Origin of the sequence: Pseudomonas fortuita (assembly GCF_026898135.2) — a bacterium.
Lineage (GTDB): Bacteria > Pseudomonadota > Gammaproteobacteria > Pseudomonadales > Pseudomonadaceae > Aquipseudomonas > Aquipseudomonas fortuita.
In genome coordinates this window covers 5,855,146-5,873,208 of record NZ_CP114035.2, presented here as the reverse complement: position 1 = coordinate 5,873,208, position 18,063 = coordinate 5,855,146, and the positions used below count along the sequence as shown (strand labels likewise).

The 18,063-nt window shown below is 62.3% G+C and carries 11 protein-coding genes; 10 read left to right on the top strand and 1 reads right to left on the bottom strand.

From position 1 onward, the window contains the following. Nucleotides 1-98: 98 nt before the first annotated feature. The 3 genes from hutT to hutG are packed head-to-tail and all read left to right on the top strand — an operon-like array spanning nucleotide 99 to nucleotide 3,528. A complete protein-coding gene (hutT, locus tag OZ911_RS26810; protein ID WP_023048799.1) occupies nucleotides 99-1,502 on the top strand; it encodes an L-histidine transporter HutT in 1,404 nt (467 codons plus the stop codon). A 15-nt stretch (nucleotides 1,503-1,517) separates the two neighbouring features. Beyond that, nucleotides 1,518-2,723 (top strand): imidazolonepropionase, encoded by a 1,206-nt coding sequence (gene hutI / locus OZ911_RS26805; RefSeq protein ID WP_023048800.1) that lies wholly within the window; start codon nucleotides 1,518-1,520, stop codon nucleotides 2,721-2,723. Between the two features lie 10 nt (nucleotides 2,724-2,733). After that, entirely contained in the window at nucleotides 2,734-3,528 is a 795-nt protein-coding gene (gene hutG, locus OZ911_RS26800) for an N-formylglutamate deformylase (RefSeq protein ID WP_023048801.1), read from the top strand. A gap of 14 nt (nucleotides 3,529-3,542) precedes the next feature. On the opposite strand, the gene OZ911_RS26795 is transcribed toward hutG, so the two are convergent. Next, entirely contained in the window at nucleotides 3,543-9,050 is a 5,508-nt protein-coding gene (locus OZ911_RS26795) for a dermonecrotic toxin domain-containing protein (protein WP_175444039.1), read from the bottom strand. Nucleotides 9,051-9,233: 183 nt separating this feature from the next. Between OZ911_RS26795 and pip the strand changes: the two genes are divergently transcribed. The 7 genes from pip (at nucleotide 9,234) to OZ911_RS26760 (ending at nucleotide 18,030) form a co-directional block, all read left to right on the top strand. Then, nucleotides 9,234-10,205, top strand: a complete 972-nt coding sequence (gene pip, locus OZ911_RS26790) for a prolyl aminopeptidase (RefSeq protein ID WP_016489576.1) — start codon at nucleotides 9,234-9,236, stop codon at nucleotides 10,203-10,205. After that, nucleotides 10,202-10,639 carry a D-aminoacyl-tRNA deacylase gene (gene dtd / locus OZ911_RS26785; RefSeq protein ID WP_023048804.1) on the top strand — a complete coding sequence of 146 codons (438 nt, stop codon included), beginning with the start codon at nucleotides 10,202-10,204 and terminating at the stop codon, nucleotides 10,637-10,639. Before pip ends, dtd begins: the two co-directional genes overlap by 4 nt. Before the next feature lie 262 nt (nucleotides 10,640-10,901). Beyond that, nucleotides 10,902-12,641: a glucan biosynthesis protein G gene (locus OZ911_RS26780; RefSeq protein ID WP_033734161.1), complete on the top strand. Its 1,740-nt coding sequence runs from the start codon at nucleotides 10,902-10,904 to the stop codon at nucleotides 12,639-12,641. Then, nucleotides 12,634-15,207 carry a glucans biosynthesis glucosyltransferase MdoH gene (mdoH, locus tag OZ911_RS26775; protein WP_016489573.1) on the top strand — a complete coding sequence of 858 codons (2,574 nt, stop codon included), beginning with the start codon at nucleotides 12,634-12,636 and terminating at the stop codon, nucleotides 15,205-15,207. Before OZ911_RS26780 ends, mdoH begins: the two co-directional genes overlap by 8 nt. 258 nt (nucleotides 15,208-15,465) lie before the next feature. Beyond that, nucleotides 15,466-16,263, top strand: a complete 798-nt coding sequence (locus OZ911_RS26770; protein WP_024717349.1) for a transporter substrate-binding domain-containing protein — start codon at nucleotides 15,466-15,468, stop codon at nucleotides 16,261-16,263. A 77-nt stretch (nucleotides 16,264-16,340) separates the two neighbouring features. Further along, nucleotides 16,341-17,303 carry an amino acid ABC transporter permease gene (locus OZ911_RS26765; protein WP_016489571.1) on the top strand — a complete coding sequence of 321 codons (963 nt, stop codon included), beginning with the start codon at nucleotides 16,341-16,343 and terminating at the stop codon, nucleotides 17,301-17,303. Next, nucleotides 17,296-18,030, top strand: a complete 735-nt coding sequence (locus OZ911_RS26760; protein ID WP_024717350.1) for an amino acid ABC transporter ATP-binding protein — start codon at nucleotides 17,296-17,298, stop codon at nucleotides 18,028-18,030. The genes OZ911_RS26765 and OZ911_RS26760 overlap by 8 nt, the downstream gene beginning before the upstream one ends. Nucleotides 18,031-18,063: the final 33 nt, after the last annotated feature.

The following is an 18,063-nucleotide window of genomic DNA, read 5'->3' as shown; positions in this document are numbered from 1 at the left end:
AAGGCAACGCGTTCCCTTGTAGGAGCGAGCTTGCTCGCGATGGGGTTGCATGGCGCCCCCCTGATCTCACGACCACAAAAACAATTTAAGGACGTGACATGCAACAAGCTCAAGGTCTCAAGCGCGGGCTAAGTGCCCGCCACATCCGTTTCATGGCCCTCGGTTCCGCCATCGGTACCGGGCTGTTCTACGGATCGGCCTCGGCCATCCAGATGGCCGGCCCGGCCGTGCTGCTGGCCTACCTGATCGGCGGCGCCGCCGTGTTCATGGTCATGCGCGCCCTCGGCGAAATGGCCGTACACAACCCGGTGGCCGGCTCCTTTGGCCACTACGCCAGCACCTACCTCGGCCCCATGGCCGGCTTTATCCTCGGCTGGACCTACGCTTTCGAGATGGTCATCGTCGCCATCGCCGACGTTACCGCCTTCGGTATCTACATGGGCTTCTGGTTCCCGGAGGTAGCCCGCTGGGTCTGGGTGCTGGGCATCGTCTTCGTCATCGGCGGCCTCAACCTGTGCAACGTCAAGGTCTTTGGCGAGATGGAATTCTGGCTGTCGCTGCTCAAGGTCGGCGCCATCGTCGCGATGATCCTGGCCGGCCTCGGCATCATGGCCTTCGGCTTCAGCCAGGTCGGTACCGGGCATGCCGTGGGGATAAGCAACCTGTTCGACCACGGTGGCTTCATGCCCAATGGCGTGGGCGGGCTGATTGCCTCCTTTGCCGTGGTGATGTTCGCCTTTGGCGGTATCGAGATCATTGGTGTCACTGCCGGTGAGGCCAAGGACCCGCAGCGTGTTATCCCCAAGGCAATCAACGCCGTGCCGCTGCGCATCCTGCTGTTCTATGTGCTCACCCTGTTTGTGCTGATGTGCCTGTACCCGTGGCCGCAGATCGGCAGCGAAGGTAGCCCGTTCGTGCAGATCTTCAGCCACCTGGGGATTGGCTCTGCCGCCGCAGTGCTGAACGTGGTGGTGATTTCTGCCGCGATCTCTGCCATCAACAGTGACATCTTTGGCGCAGGCCGCATGATGTATGGCCTGGCCCAGCAAGGCCATGCGCCACGCAGCTTCGGCAAGCTGTCGAAACACGGCGTGCCGTGGATGACCGTGGTGGTGATGGGCGCTGCGCTGCTGATCGGCGTGTTGCTCAACTACCTGATCCCCGAGAACGTGTTCCTGCTGATCGCTTCGATCGCCACCTTCGCCACCGTCTGGGTGTGGCTGATGATCCTGCTCACCCAGGTGGCCATGCGCCGCAGCATGAGCCGTGAAGAAGTGGCCCAGCTCAAGTTCCCGGTACCCTTCTGGCCTTATGGCCCAGCCATGGCCATTGCGTTCATGGTGTTCATCTTTGGCGTGCTCGGCTACTTCCCGGATACCCAGGCGGCATTGATCGTCGGCGTGATATGGGTGGTGTTCCTGGTGGCGTCCTACCTGCTGTGGTGCAAGCCGCGCGCAGGGCAGGGCCAGCCAGTAGCAGAGCCGGTCGAGCTGCACCGCTAGCAAAGGAGATTGTGCATGAGAACCCTCTGGCAGCATTGCCATGTGGCAACCATGGCCGAGGGCCGTTATTCGGCCATCGAAGACGCGGCCATCGTCACCAGCGCCGGCCTGATCGAATGGATCGGCCCACGCGCCGAGCTGGCACCGGTTGACGCTGACCGCACGGTGGACCTGGGCGGCGCCTGGGTTACACCGGGGCTGATCGACTGCCACACCCACGCGGTGTTCGGTGGCAACCGCAGCGGCGAGTTCGAGCAGCGCCTGCAAGGCGTCAGCTACGCTGAAATCGCCGCGCAGGGCGGCGGTATCGCCAGCACCGTGCGGGCCACCCGTGCGGCCAGTGAGGACGAGTTGTTCGCCAGTGCCCGCCAGCGGGTGCAGGCGCTGATGCGCGATGGCGTAACCACCCTTGAGGTCAAGTCCGGCTACGGCCTGGACCTGGCCAACGAGCGCAAGATGCTGCGCGTGGCCCGGCGCCTGGCAGACGAGCTGCCATTGGCGGTGCGCGCCACCTGCCTGGCTGCGCATGCCCTGCCGCCGGAGTATGCCGGCCGGGCCGACGACTACATCGCGCACATCTGTGACGAGATGCTGCCGGCCCTGGCCGCCGAAGGCCTGGTGGACGCGGTGGATGCCTTCTGCGAACACCTGGCGTTCTCCCCGGCCCAGGTCGAGCGGCTGTTCATCAAGGCCCGCGAACTGGGCCTGCCCGTCAAGCTGCACGCCGAACAGCTGTCGTCGCTGCATGGCTCCAGCCTGGCGGCCCGCTACCAGGCGCTGTCGGCCGACCACCTGGAGTTCATGACCGAGGAGGACGCCATTGCCATGGCTGCAGCCGGCACGGTCGCCGTGCTGCTGCCGGGCGCCTTCTATTTCCTGCGCGAAACCCAGTTGCCACCCATGGATGCACTGCGCCGCCACGGGGTGAAGATTGCCTTGGCCAGCGACCTCAACCCCGGTACTTCGCCAGGGCTGTCGCTGCGGCTGATGTTGAACATGGGCTGCACCTGTTTCCGCATGACCCCGGAAGAAGCCTTGGCCGGCGTCACTGTGCATGCCGCCACGGCGTTGGGCCTGGGGGACAGCCACGGCTCGCTGGAAGTGGGCAAGGTAGCCGACTTCGTCGCCTGGCAAATCGAACGCCCCGCCGACTTGGCCTACTGGCTGGGTGGCGACCTGCCCAAGCGCGTGGTGCGCAAGGGCCACGAAATCTCCAACTGAGCGAGGCACGATGGACAAGGTTCTGAGTTTTCACCAAGGCCGCTTGCCGCTGTTGATCAGCATGCCGCACGCCGGCCTGAAACTGACTCCCGCCGTGGACGAGGGGCTGGTCGATGCGGCGCGCAGCTTGCCTGACACCGACTGGCACATCCCGCGTCTGTACGATTTTGCCTGGGAACTGGGTGCGAGCGTGGTGGCGGCGGAGTATTCGCGCTTTGTAATCGACCTGAACCGGCCTGAAGATGACCAACCGCTGTATGTCGGCGCGACCACCGGGCTGTACCCGGCCACGCTGTTCGACGGCGAGCCGTTGTTCAAGGAGGGCAAGGCACCCTCGGCAGCCGAGCGCGCGAGTTATCTGGAACGTATCTGGCGGCCTTACCACGACACCCTTCGTGAAGAGCTGCTGCGCCTGCGTGATCAGTTCGGTTATGCACTGCTATGGGACGCCCACTCGATCCGCTCCCAGATCCCGCACCTGTTCGAGGGCAAGTTGCCGGACTTCAACCTCGGTACGTTCAATGGCGCCAGTTGCGATGCGCGACTGGCAGAGCAACTGCAAGGCGTTTGCGCCGAGGCGGTGGATTTCAGCCATGTGCTGAACGGGCGCTTCAAGGGCGGCTACATCACCCGTCATTACGGCCAGCCATGCGACGGCATCCACGCCGTGCAGCTGGAGCTGGCGCAAAGCACCTATATGCAAGAGTGCGAGCCGTTCGCCTATTGCGAACAGCTTGCGCACCAAACCCAGGGTGTGCTGCGCAAACTGCTCGAAACCATGCTGGCATGGAAGCCGGCCGCTTAGGCCCTTGAACCAGGTCACTCGCTCGAGGAACGAGGCCTGCGATCAGGGTCGGCCCAGGCGGTGAGTTCGCGGATCAAGTGTAATTCGCGAGCCTGCCGTCTTCTTTCCAGTGTGTTGAACTCATCCGCCAGGGTGTCCAGTGACCGTTCTGGATAACGATCCTGCAATTCGATCACCTGGCCCCGGTAGCTGTCTTCGATTTGCGCGAAACGCTCCGGGTAGGCCTCGCGCAAATGCTGGACCCACACTTCATTGGCGGAGGCAAAGCGCAGGAAGTCCTCCCCGAGCTCGCCGCGCTGAACTTGCACCTCGGCATCGATCAATTCGTCGATACTGGGGTTGATCGCATAGCGCAGCCTGTCGACAGGCAGGCCTAGCTGCAGGGGCGCATTCAGTTCACGCAGGTAAGTCAGGCGCACTTCGGCTATATCCCGGTCCCCGGCTTCGCGGGTCGCCAGTTCATCCACCGCATGCACGCGGTACAGCCGGCGCACTTCACGGTAGAGGTTGGCCTGGTTGTCCGCGCCTTCGAACTGCAGGTACTCACTGGCGATGTAGAACTCGATGTTCTTGAATGTCAGCAGTGCACCGTCGTGACAGGTTCGGCTGCCATTTTCCTGCGTCAGGGCTTCACTGGCCTGGATGTTGAACAGCGCCCGCTCGTCCGGGTTGAGCAACGCCCTGACCAGCACCTGTCGCACCCGCTTGCAGAACGCCACGCGGGTTTCGTTATTCTGGTAGGTGGAGGTGTTTTTCAACCGGCCTATCAGGGCAAGCAGGTCCTGGGCGTCGCCCGACGCCTGAAGTTGCTCCCAAATGTCGCGCAGGGCTTCGTTTTCAGGCTCCGAGGCCTGGAGCCAGTCCGTGAGCACGGGGGCGTCGTCGATGACCTGTCCGCCAAAGTTGCGGAAAAATTCGTCAAGCAAGTCTTGGTCCCATTCGTCTGGGGCATCGTACCTCAGGGTGAAGCTGCCTTCGCTCTCCGATATCCCTCGTGCGCGGTGAACCGCTTGCTCCGACAATGGATTGCCGCCCAGGTCGATCGTGCTGACGAGCACGTTGTTGTGAAGGTTTTCCTGAATGTGCTGTGGCAGCTCCCTGATATGGTTATGGCGTAGGTCCAGCACCTCCAGGGGCAACAGACGATCCACCCAGGCGGGCCAATGCTCGAGGTCCGCCCGGGAAAGATCAAGGCGTCGCAGCGACCCCAGCGCAGGTGGCGCACTGACGATCGTGCCCAAGCGGTTGTTGCTGAGGTCCAGCACTTCGAGTCTTTGCAGGGGGGCCAAGGCATCCATGAAACGCTGATCGATCTCCAGCCCGACATTGTTCAAGGACAGAGAATGAAGTTCAGAGGACCGCTGCAGTGCCATCGGCAGGTCTTGTTGAGCCCGGACGAAATTATCTGCAGTCAATCGGACCAAGTGCGGGAATCGACCAAGCAGGTCTTGCAACTGTGCTGTGGTGCCGCTGACATTGTTCAGGTAGAGGGTATGTACGCGTTCGTTGAGGAATGTGGGCAGACGAGTCGGGAACAGCTCCAGTGCAATGCCTGACAGGTACAGCGCGGGGCTGTACTGACGCGTCTCCTGAGCAATCCAGAACTGATTCAAGGCATTCTCGATGCGCATTCTGCCCGCCAATACAGCCTGGCTGACCACTGTGGTGGAGGAGGAAGCGTTGACATAGTTGTCCAGAAGGTCGTGCAACTGTTGACGCATCTGCAGGTGCTGGTCAAGGAGCTCACGAAAATCGGCTGGCTGGTCCCACTCGAAACGTGTCTGAAATTCGTCTCGGCGGAGCATCACGGTCAGCATGTCGTCATAGCTGATCGGGTTGCCTTGCAGAAAGAGCTGGGGATGTCGGGTAATGCCGACAATGTGTTGCAGCAGGAAATGGGGCAGTAAGGTGATCCGGTTGTTGCGCAGGGAGATTTCGCGGATTTCGTGGGCAACGTGCCAGCCAAGCCCGTTGGGCCAATGCTCCAGCTGCATGTTATCGAGGCCGAGATGAGTCAGCTCCAGGCGGTTGAAATCGGGCGGCGAGTCGTCGGAAAAGCGATTTCCGCTGAGGTCCAGGCGGCGCAGCTCGCCCAAGGCCGTAAGGCTGTCGATATCGGAGGTGGCAATTACCATATTCTGGTTGATCAGGCTCAGCGATTGCAGTGAGGGCAGATGCTCTGCGATCAGGGGCAAGCTGGACTGGAACGGCGAAGGAGGCGCCTCAGGCCGGTAGGCGCGGCTGATCTCCAGCGTTGTGAGATTGGCGAATTGCCGCAGCAGGCTGTTCAGGCGTGAGGTGTGTTCGCCTAAGCCTTCAAAGCGCTCGGGCTGGGTCTCGAGCAATTGCAGCTCACGTACGCCTGCGGTGAAGAACGTCGGTAACTCAAGGGGGAAATCCAACAGGGACAGGCGCTGCAGCCGTAACGGATTGCCCGGATCGGGGCTTGCTGCGAAGGCTCGATCATACCAGTGCTGCAAAATGCTACCTGCCAACTGCTCGAATTCGTTCGCACTCTGGTGGGTCAGCGCTTCGCCCCTCTGCCGCCAGTTGTCAAGGCTCGACTGCAACTGGTGGCGTTGCTCCAGGAGCGTGTCGAGCAGGTCGTTGATCGCACTGCGGTCCAGGTTGCGGCTTTCCAGCGTTGCCAGCGTCTGTTCGGCGGGGTGGGGCAGGGGGAGGTACAGGCCGATCTGCCTGATTCTGTTGAGCAGTGTATGCCGTGAAAAACTGGTGGCGCGCGGGCGGGCTCCGCCCAGCGGGTAGCCGAGACGGCCATCGGCCAGGCGCATGGGCGAACGGAATTCAGGCTTTATCGGCTGCATGCCCAATACCTGCCTCAGGGCTGGGCGTGGCAGCCACTGGGCGTGTACCACCAATGCCTTGAGTGCCGCCTCATCGTCGATCCCCAGCGCCGTGCGCTGTGCTTCGCTGAGGGCTTCGAACAGGGCGCCATACAAGATGGCATGGGCATTCAAGGGGGCATCGGGTGTTTCGCTGTGCATCAGCAAGTAGCCAGCCCGGGCACTGATGATCGTCGGATTCTGCGCCGCATCAACGGGACCGATACGGGCGCTCTGGTTGGGCGATTGCATGCGCTGTTCCAGGGTGATGCCGGTATCCGCCGGCCAGTCGGGCAATCGCGCAAGGGTATGCAGGACCAGGCAATCGGTGTCCCAGTTGCGCAACTGCTCAAGGTACAACCCTTCGTAAGCACGGTTGAGCCTGAGCTGTTGCTGGAGCAGGCGAACTTCGTCGGCCAGGCGCCTGGGGACCTTGCCATCGCCCAGGTCGGCCAGTTCGCTGGCGGTAGCATTGTGTAGCAGCTCTTCGATGACCGGGGAAGGGAGCTGCCGATAGCGGGTGCGCAGCAGCTCTGCCCCCGGCGCCTGGCTGGCAGGAAGGCGCTGGTACTGCTGGTAAAAGTCGCGTTGAATCTGACCGGGTAATGCCTGGGCGTTCGCCTGCTCAATGGCCCGGTACAATTTGAAGCGGGTGAAGGTATCTTCCAGCTGTCCAGGCAGGCGCTGGCTGTCGCACAGCACCTTGCGCAGCACATCCTCGCTGATGCCGCTGACCCGCAAGATGCGCTGCGCGGTGTCGTCGTCAAACCCTTCGTTGGCTGTTCCGGAGCGACGCAACAATTGCTGTTCCTGCCATTGTTCGGGACGTTCCAATGGGTGCAGCCAGATGTCGGCGCCGTTGTGACGCAGTGGTGGCTGGTAGGCATTCGCCCGGGTTGGGTGTTCGATGCGGTATCCATCGCCCTGGGGTGAGCGCCTGACTGCGTAGGTCTGGCCGTCCAGCTTCAGCCAGGTTCTACCTTGGTGATGATGCAGGCCCAGCTCGTCTGGTCCGAGTGTGTCGGGTATGTCGATGGGCTGGGCATAGGGCGCCAAGTCGGGTTTCCAGAGCTTGATCTGGCCCTCGGGGAGTTCTACATCGTCGAGCTCTTCGATGAAAGAAGGGGTCTCAACGGGCATTGGCTCTGGTAACACCGTTGGCTCGCCCGGCCCGCCAGCAGCGGCCCTCACGCCGCCCTCGGCCGCTTTGATGGCCAGGCTGAATGCGGCCATCTGCGCAACGTTTTGCACCACGTCCAGCAGGTACTGGTAAGCCTGCTGCTTATCGTCGTGGGCCCAGCTTTCGATGCCTTCATAAACCTCGTACGCCAGTTGCAGTGCGCAGATCCCCAGCATGACCTCGCCGATCGCAGGCACGAAGAACCCGGCAATGTTGAGCGTGGTCAGTGCTTTTTGCAGCAGGTGCTCGCGGTGACTTACCGCACTGATGGTATCCATGAGCGTTGTGGGCAGGGCATGGAAGGCGACGTCTTCTTCATGGCGAAACACCTTTTCCGTCACCAGCCCCTGTAACAGGGAGCCACTGAGCTGGCGTGCCTGCAACAACACCTTGGCATGTGGGTCTGCGGTGCGCTCATGGGCGCCCGTTACCGTCAGCGTCAACGGCATCAGTCGGTCGAGCAGCCGGACCCTCAGGTGGGCCTTGTCTCGTTCTTTCATGCAGTGGTCGAGGTAATGAATGTCGCCAAGCAGGCGATCGCGCAGCCATTGCTCGCATTCTGTCTGCGACGCAAATTCCTTGAGCGGTGTTTCAGGATCGTCCGGAATGTAAAGCGCCACTGATGGGTGCCCGTCCGTTGCCTGGTAATCGAACAGGCGCAGTCGGGTCAGCTGCACATCCCACAGCGAAAGTGCACTGAACGTCAGGCTGGAGGACTGCACTGGAACATCCAGGGGCAGCGCCAGAGCGGTTTCATAGAGAGCCTGGCTGATGTCATTCTGCAGCCGGGCGAGGTGCAGGCTTTGCGTGAAAGTGCAGCGTTCGAGCTCGGCGAGCTTGTCGAAGGTTGCCGGGTTGCTCGCGCCGGTTTTGATATCGCTGTAGTAGATTGCCTGCAACTTTGCCTGGTACTGGCCACCGATATCCAGCTCGCGGCACAGACGGGCGAAGCGTTCGGGTGCGATGTCGAGGGAATTGGGGATGGGCACTGTGCCCATGAAACCTTTGTGGTCAAGGATCACCGATTTCTTCAGAAGGGCATTATCGTTGTCCATGCCACCGGGCTCTGCTGCGCTGGCCTCGAAGTTGTGCAGCGCACTTTCCAGCAATGTATGGGTGGCATGTTTGTAAGCTTCCAGCGCTTGTCCGGGTTGCTTGTCGAGGTGACGGACGTCCAGCAGATAGTTGTTGCAGACGTCTACCTCAAACCCGAAGGTTTGCTTGATGGCTGTGCTCAATTGTTCGCTGGCGAATGCTTCCAGGTTCGGCAAGGCACGATACAGCGCCTGCACCTCGGCCATGGCCGCCTGCAGCCGCGCATGCTCGCTTGTCAGCGCGCTGGCGATGGCCGGTTGGGTCTGACATGCCTGCTCCAGTGCAGTTGCACGGGTGCTCATGACCTGCTTCATGAGGGTGTGGGTCGATGGCGCCGCGGTTTTCAACCAGTTGGGGGTTTTACCTGCGATCAGCGCATACGGGAGGCGGGTGTCTTGTTCCATGGTCATATGAACCTGTGTGCAGTGAAAGGCTCAGCGACTATGGCTACATGGCCAGGGAGAATGTGGTAGATATTCGTACGGTGGTCCTCGAACTTTCATGTTCGAGGGTACGAGAACATGCTCAAAGCGCAATTCAGGTTTATGATGCCCAACGGCAGTCAATATCCTCACACGGAGTGCGCAATGCAGACCCTCTACCCGCAGATCAAACCCTACGCCCGGCACGATCTGGCCGTGGAAGCGCCGCATGTGCTGTATGTCGACGAAAGTGGCTCGCCCGAAGGTCTGCCCGTGGTGTTCATCCATGGAGGCCCGGGTGCTGGCTGCGACGCCCAGAGCCGCTGCTACTTTGACCCCAACCTGTACCGCATCATCACCTTCGACCAGCGTGGCTGTGGTCGCTCCACGCCCCATGCGAGCCTGGAAAACAACACCACCTGGCACCTGGTCGAGGACCTGGAGCGCATTCGCGAGCACCTTGGCATCGACAAATGGGTGCTGTTTGGCGGCTCGTGGGGCTCGACCCTGGCCCTGGCCTACGCCCAGACCCATCCCGAGCGTGTCCATGGGCTGATCCTGCGTGGCATCTTCCTGTGCCGGCCGCAGGAGATCGAGTGGTTCTACCAGGAGGGTGCGAGCCGCTTGTTCCCCGACTACTGGCAAGACTACATCGCACCGATTCCGCCGGAAGAGCGCGGGGACCTGGTCAAGGCCTTCCACAAGCGCCTGACCGGCAATGACCAGATTGCCCAGATGCACGCTGCCAAGGCCTGGTCAACCTGGGAGGGCCGTACCGCCACCCTGCGCCCGAATCCGCTGGTGGTCGACCGCTTCTCCGAGCCGCAGCGGGCGCTGTCGATTGCGCGTATCGAGTGCCACTACTTCATGAACAACGCCTTCCTCGAACCGGACCAGCTGATCCGCGACCTGCCGAAGATCGCCCATCTGCCAGCGGTGATCGTGCACGGTCGCTATGACGTGATCTGCCCGCTGGATAACGCCTGGGCCCTGCACCAGGCCTGGCCGAACAGCGAACTCAAGGTCATTCGTGACGCTGGCCACGCTGCGTCCGAGCCGGGCATCACCGATGCGCTGGTGCGTGCCGCCGACCAGATGGCCCGCCGCCTGCTTGACCTGCCCCTGGAAGAAGCATGAGGGGCTTGCTGCAGCGCGTGCGCGGTGCGCGGGTTGAAGTGGCGGGGGAGGTTGTCGGCGCCATCGACCAGGGTTTGCTGGTGCTGGTGGCAGTCGAGCCTGAAGATTCCCGCGAGCAGGCCGACAAACTGTTGCACAAGCTGCTGAACTACCGTGTGTTCAGCGATGAGCAGGGCAAGATGAACCTGTCGTTGAAGGACGTCGGGGGTGATTTGCTGCTGGTGTCGCAGTTCACCTTGGCCGCAGACACCCGCAACGGCATGCGCCCGAGCTTCTCGACGGCAGCGCCGCCGGCCCTCGGAGCTGAATTGTTCGACTATCTTTTGCAGCGAGCGAAGAGCCAGCATGGCAACGTGGCGAGCGGGCAGTTCGGTGCGGACATGCAGGTGCATCTGGTCAATGATGGCCCCGTAACATTTATGTTACAAATATGAGGTCAAAAACCCTTTGTTTATAAGAAAACAAGGGGTTTTGTACGATAAATAGTTGGTTCAGCCTGATGCGTTGTCACGCGACCTGCTGGATAATCGCGCGCTGCATGGACCTGCGTTCGCAGGTTCGTTTCACTCTGACTCGAGCATTGTCTGGATCCGTTTGGGGAATCATTACGCCCTCACGGGGTCCGAACAGTGCTCGCCAACCCGGCATTTGTCGCTGGCCGTTGGTTTCATGATCTGTTTTCGGCGAGGGTTGCTCGTGATTGTTAGTCCCCAAAAAGCATCAAGAATCCCCGGCATCCGGCTACGCAAGGCCCTGATGGCCAGTGTGGCACTGGTCGGCCTGATGAGCGCGGGCCAGCTGTGGGCATTCAATCTTGACGATGTTGCAGCCAAGGCAAAGGATCTGGCCGGCCAGAAGTACGACGTACCCAAAAGCAACCTGCCGGCGGTGTTCCGCGACATGAAGTTCGCGGACTACCAGAAAATCCATTTCCTGCAGGAAAAGGCCGAGTGGGCCAAGGACAAGACCCCGTTCAAACTGTCGTTCTACCACCAGGGCATGCACTTCGACACCCCGGTGAAAATCAACGAAGTCACCGCTACCAAGGTCGAGGAAATCAAGTACGACCCGAGCCGCTTCGAGTTCGGTGACGTGCCCCACGACCCGGAAACCACCAAGAACCTGGGTTACGCCGGTTTCCGCGTGCTGTACCCGATCAACAAGGCCGACAAGCAGGACGAGATCATGACCCTGCTTGGCGCCAGCTATTTCCGCGTGGTCGGCAAGGGCCATGTCTATGGCCTGTCGGCCCGTGGCCTGGCCATCGACACCGCGCTGCCGTCGGGCGAGGAATTCCCGCGCTTCACCGAGTTCTGGGTCGAGAAGCCCAAGCCGGCCGACAAGCATCTGGTGATCTACGCCCTGCTGGATTCGCCGCGCTCTACCGGCGCCTACAAGCTGACCCTGCGCCCGGGCAACGACACCGTGGTCGACGTGCAGTCCCGCGTGTTCCTGCGTGACCAGGTCAGCCGCCTGGGCATTGCCCCGCTGACCAGCATGTTCCTGTTCGGCCCCAACCAGCCGTCCAAGGTCCTCAACTACCGTCCGGCCCTGCACGACTCCGAAGGCCTGTCGATTCACGCCGGCAATGGCGAGTGGCTGTGGCGCCCGCTGAACAACCCTAAACACCTGGCCGTGAGCAACTTCAGCGTCGAGAACCCGCGTGGTTTCGGCCTGATGCAGCGCCAGCGCGCGTTCAGCGACTACGAAGACCTCGATGACAACTACCAGAAGCGCCCAAGCGCCTGGATCGAGCCGAAGGGCGACTGGGGCAAGGGCACCGTCGACCTGGTCGAAATTCCGACCGCCGACGAGACCAACGACAACATCGTAGCCTTCTGGAGCCCGGAGAAACTGCCGGAGCCAGGCAAGCCGTTCGAGTACGCTTACCGCCTGCACTGGACCATCGACGAGGCGAAGTTCCAGGCCCCTGAGCTGGGCTCGGTCAAGCAGACCCTGCGTTCCACCGGTGACGTGAAACAGTCCAACCTGATCCGCCAGCCAGACGGCAGCGTGGCCTTCCTGGTCGACTTCGCCGGGCCGGCCCTGGCCGCATTGCCGGAAGACACCGCGGTGCGCAGCCAGATCAGCGTTGGCGACAATGCCGAGGTGGTCGAGAACAATCTGCGCTATAACCCTGAGACCAAGGGCTGGCGCCTGACCCTGCGCCTGAAGATCAAGGAAGCTAACAAGTCGACCGAAATGCGTGCCGCGCTGGTGCGTGATGTGCCGGCCGAAACCGCCAAGCCTGCCCAGGACGCCAAGCAGGACAAGGCCGCAGCCAAGCATGCCAAGGCCGAGAAAGCCGTCAAGGCTGAGCAACCTGCCAAGGCCGAACAACCTGCCGCCGATGCGGCGCCCACCAACGGGACCCCGGCCACCACCGAGAAGGTGCTGACCGAGACCTGGAGCTATCAGTTGCCTGCCGATGAGTAACTCAAACGCAAGGCCAGTATCGCTTGGCGAGTACCTGGCTCACCTACCACTGAGTGACGAGCAACGGGCGGAACTCGCCAGCTGCACGTCGTTCAGTGAGCTGCACCAACGCTTGGCGGCCAACCCGGCCGCCAACGCTGCCGAGGCCGTGCAGGCCTCGGTGGGCCCGCGCCTGACCGTGGGCAGCGCCGCCGAGCTGGAAGAGGCCGAAATGCTCGGCGTCGACGGCAGCGGCCGCCTTTGCCTGAAGATCGCCCCGCCGATCAAACGCACCAAAGTTGTGCCCGAGCCTTGGCGCACCAACGTGCTGATCCGCATGTGGCGGCGCATGACCGGCCGCACCAACGCGCCGCAGCCGCCCAAGCGCGAGCTGCCGCCGGCACGCTGGCGCACGGTGGGCTCTATCCGCCGTTACATCCTGCTGACCCTGATGATCGGCCAGACCATCATCGCCGGTTGGTACATGAAGGGCATCCTGCCGTACCAGGGCTGGTCGTTCGTCGACCTTGACGAAGTCCTCAGCCAGCCGCTGTGGGATACCGTGGTGCAGGTGTGGCCGTATGCCTTGCAAACTTCCATCCTGATCCTCTTCGGTATCCTGTTCTGCTGGGTGTCGGCGGGCTTCTGGACCGCGCTGATGGGCTTCCTTGAGCTGCTTACCGGGCGCGACAAATACAAGATTTCGGGCAGCAGCGCCGGCAACGAGCCGATTGCACCCGAGGCGCGTACCGCACTGGTGATGCCGATCTGCAACGAAGACGTGCCTCGCGTGTTCGCCGGTCTGCGCGCAACGTTCGAGTCGGTGGCCGCCAGCGGCAACCTCGACCGCTTCGACTTCTTCGTGCTCAGCGACACCAACGACACCGACATTGCCGTGGCCGAACAACAAGCCTGGCTGGACGTGTGCCGCGAAACCAAAGGCTTCGGCCGCATCTTCTACCGCCGCCGTCGGCGCCGTGTGAAGCGCAAGAGCGGTAACCTCGACGACTTCTGCCGTCGCTGGGGGGGCGAGTACAAGTACATGGTCGTGCTGGACGCAGACAGCGTCATGAGCGGCGAGTGCCTGAGCAGCCTGGTGCGCCTGATGGAGGCCAACCCGGACGCCGGCATCATCCAGACCGGGCCTAGAGCCTCGGGCATGGATACCCTGTATGCACGCATGCAGCAGTTTGCCACCCGCGTGTACGGCCCGCTGTTCACCGCTGGCCTGCACTTCTGGCAGCTGGGCGAGTCGCACTACTGGGGCCACAACGCGATCATCCGCATGAAGCCGTTCATCGAGCACTGCGCCCTGGCGCCGTTGCCGGGCAAGGGGGCGTTCGCCGGTGCGATTCTCTCCCACGACTTTGTCGAAGCTGCGCTGATGCGCCGGGCCGGCTGGGGCGTATGGATCGCCTACGACCTGCCGGGCAGTTACGAAGAGCTGCCGCCCAACCTGCTCGACGAGCTCAAGCGCGACCGGCGCTGGTGCCACGGCAACCTGATGAACTTCCGCCTGTTCCTGGTCAAGGGCATGCACCCAGTGCACCGTGCGGTGTTCCTCACCGGGGTGATGTCGTACCTGTCGGCGCCGCTGTGGTTCCTGTTCCTGGTGCTGTCGACGGCGTTGCTGGCGACCAACACCCTGATGGAGCCGCAGTACTTCATCGAGCCGTACCAGCTCTACCCGCTATGGCCACAGTGGCACCCGGAGAAGGCCGTGGCGCTGTTCTCCACCACCATCGTGCTGCTGTTCCTGCCCAAGCTGCTCAGCATCATCCTGATCTGGGCCAAGGGCGCCGTCGAGTTTGGCGGGCGGATCAAGGTCACCCTGTCGATGCTGATGGAGATGCTGTTCTCCATGCTGCTGGCACCGGTGCGCATGATCTTCCACACCCGCTTCGTGCTGGCCGCGTTCCTCGGCTGGGCGGCGACCTGGAACTCGCCACAGCGTGACGACGACTCCACGCCGTGGAGCGAGGCTGTGCGTCGCCATGGTCCGCAAACCCTGCTGGGTATTGCCTGGGCCGCGTTGGTGGCGTGGTTGAACCCGAGCTTCCTGTGGTGGCTGGCGCCAATCGTTGGCTCGCTGGTGCTGTCGATCCCGGTTTCGGTGATTTCCAGCCGCACTCGCCTGGGCCTGGCGGCCAAGGACGAGAAGCTGTTCCTCATCCCGGAGGAATACGCCACCCCACAAGAGTTGCTGGCCACCGACCAGTACACCCACGAAAACCGCTGGCATGCCCTGCATGACGGCTTTGTGCGGGCTGTGGTCGACCCCCGGCAGAACGCCCTGGCCTGTGCCATGGCCACTGCCCGTCATGGCCAGGCGGCGCCGATCGAAGCGCTGCGTGCCGAGCGCGTGGCCAAGGCCATGGAAGTCGGGCCGAAAGGGCTGGACCTCAATACTCGCCTGGCCCTGCTCAGCGACCCGGTTGCGCTGACCCGCCTGCACGAGCAGGTATGGGCAGAGCACAACGCGGCGTGGATCGATGTGTGGCGCGCGTCGATCAAAAATGACCCGCACTCGCCGTTGTTGCCGCTGCATCCGGAGAATGAAGGCCAACCGGCACTCGTCGGCGCCTGATCCGTCCATTCGCGGGGCAAGCCCGCCCCCACAGGGACCTCACAGTTGTTGAATGCTGTGCGGTCCCTGTGGGGGCGGGCTTGCCCCGCGAAGCTTTTAACAGCCCATGCATTCGATTTTGGCCAACAAAGTCCCCCCCGGCGCTAGGTCCCCGAGCCGCCATGCGTTAGCATCCCATTCCGATACGACGCCTCGGCCAGTACGGCCGTGCCAACACAATAAGATTCGCTACTTTTCTTGCTAGGGGACTTGGTGATGATCAAGCAATACCTTTCGCGACTGCTGGTCGGTGTAACCGCCCTGGTCGCTGTAACTGCGGCCCAGGCAGGCGCCATTGATGACGCGGTCAAGCGCGGTACCCTGAAGGTGGGCATGGACCCGACCTACATGCCGTTCCAGATGACCAACAAGCGTGGCGAGATCATCGGCTTCGAAGTCGACATTCTCAAGGCCATGGCCAAGTCCATGGGCGTCAAGTTCGAGGCAGTGTCCACCGCCTATGACGGCATCATCCCGGCCCTGTTGACCGACAAGTTCGACATGATCGGCAGCGGCATGACCCTGACCCAGGAACGCAACCTGCGCCTGAACTTCAGCGAACCCTTCATCGTGGTTGGCCAGACCCTGCTGATCCGCAAGGAGCTGGCGGGCGAGATCAAGTCGTACAAGGACCTGAACAACGAGAAGTACCGCCTGACGTCCAAGCTGGGCACCACCGGCGAAATGGTCTCCAAGAAGCTGATCGGCAAAGCCAAGTACCACGGCTACGACAACGAACAGGAAGCGGTCATGGACGTGGTCAACGGCAAGGCTGACGCCTTCGTTTATGACGCGCCGTACAACGTGGTCGCCGTGGAGAAGGCCGGTGCCGGCAAGCTGCTGTTCCTCGAAGAGCCCTTCACCTACGAGCCGCTGGCCTTCGGCCTGAAGAAAGGCGACTACGACAGCATCAACTTCATCAACAACTTCCTGCACCAGATCAAGCATGACGGGACCTACGATCGTATTCACGACAAGTGGTTCAAGAACAAGGACTGGCTGAAGGACATGGAATAAGGCCCAGGCCACAAGCCCGGCTTTGACCCCGACGCGCAGGCAAACCCTGCGCGTTCGCATTTACGGAAGTACCCCACGTGATCAAACACAAGAAAGCCCAGTGGCCCTGGCACGGGCTGACCGCCCTGGTGCTGGTCGGCCTGGCGATCAGCCTGTACATGGCCACCTCGATGATGTCCTACGAGTGGCGCTGGAACCGTGTACCCCAGTACTTCGCCTACAAGGCCGAGGACGTACAGCGCGCCGCCGGTAACGGCACCGTGCAGGACATCGTCATTGCCGGCGATAACGCTCGCGTCACACTGAAGGACGAGCAAGGTGACGAGCAGGTGCTCGACGTGGCCAAGGACAGCCTGCAACTGAGCCGCGGCGACGATGTTGCCGAAGGCGACCAGATCGGTGTCACCCGCCACTGGGCAGCCGGCCCGCTGGCCTGGGGCCTGTGGACCACATTGTGGCTGTCGGTGGTGTCTGGCGCCCTGGGCCTGGTCATCGGCCTGTTCGCTGGGCTGTGCCGGTTGTCCAGCAACCCGACCCTGCGCGACCTTTCAACCGTCTATGTCGAATTGGTGCGTGGCACGCCGCTGCTGGTGCAGATTTTCATTTTCTACTTCTTCATCGGCACCGTCCTCAACCTGTCCCGCGAGTTTGCCGGGGTGGCCGCGCTGGCACTGTTCACGGGCGCCTACGTGGCGGAAATCGTCCGTGCTGGCGTGCAGTCCATCGCCAAGGGCCAGAACGAAGCCGCCCGCTCGCTGGGCCTGAACGCTGGCCAGTCAATGCGGCACGTGATCTTGCCGCAAGCCTTCAAACGCGTGCTGCCGCCGTTGGCTGGCCAGTTCATCAGCCTGGTCAAGGACACCTCGCTGGTCTCGGTGATTGCGATTACCGAACTGACCAAAAGCGGCCGCGAGGCCATCACCACCTCGTTCTCGACCTTCGAGATCTGGTTCTGCGTGGCAGGTCTGTACCTGCTGATCAACCTGCCGCTGTCGCACCTGGCCAGCCGGCTCGAGCGGAGGCTTGCGCAAAGTGATTGAAGTCCGTGACCTGCTGAAAGTGTTCGACACCCGTGGCCAAGTGGTCCGGGCTGTGGACAATGTCACCACCCAGGTCGCCAAGGGCGAAGTGGTGGTAGTGCTCGGCCCATCGGGCTCGGGCAAGTCGACCTTCCTGCGCTGCCTCAACGGCCTGGAGCATTTCGACGAAGGCCATGTGGCCATCGACGGCCTGCAGTTGGCCGACCCAAAGACCGACATCAACGCCTACCGCCGCGAAGTCGGCATGGTGTTCCAGCACTTCAACCTGTTCCCGCACATGACCGTGCTCGAAAACCTGTGCCTGGCGCAGAAGGTGGTGCGCAAGCGCAACAAGGCCGAGCGTGAAGCCAAGGCCCGGGCGTTGCTGGAGAAGGTGGGTATTTCGCAGAAGGCCAACGAGTACCCGTCGCGCCTGTCCGGCGGCCAGCAACAGCGGGTGGCAATTGCCCGCGCCCTGGCGATGGACCCGAAAGTGATGCTGTTTGACGAGCCGACCTCGGCGCTGGACCCGGAGATGGTCGGCGAGGTGCTGGACGTGATGAAGACCCTGGCCCAGGAAGGCATGACCATGGTCTGCGTCACCCACGAAATGGGGTTTGCCCGCGAAGTGGCGGACCGGGTGCTGTTCTTCGACCATGGCAAGCTGCTTGAAGATGCCGCGCCTGGGGCGTTCTTCGATGCGCCGAAGGATCCGCGCGCGCAGGCGTTCCTGCGCCAGGTGCTGTAACCGCACCGGCCTCTTCGCGGGACAAGCCCGCTT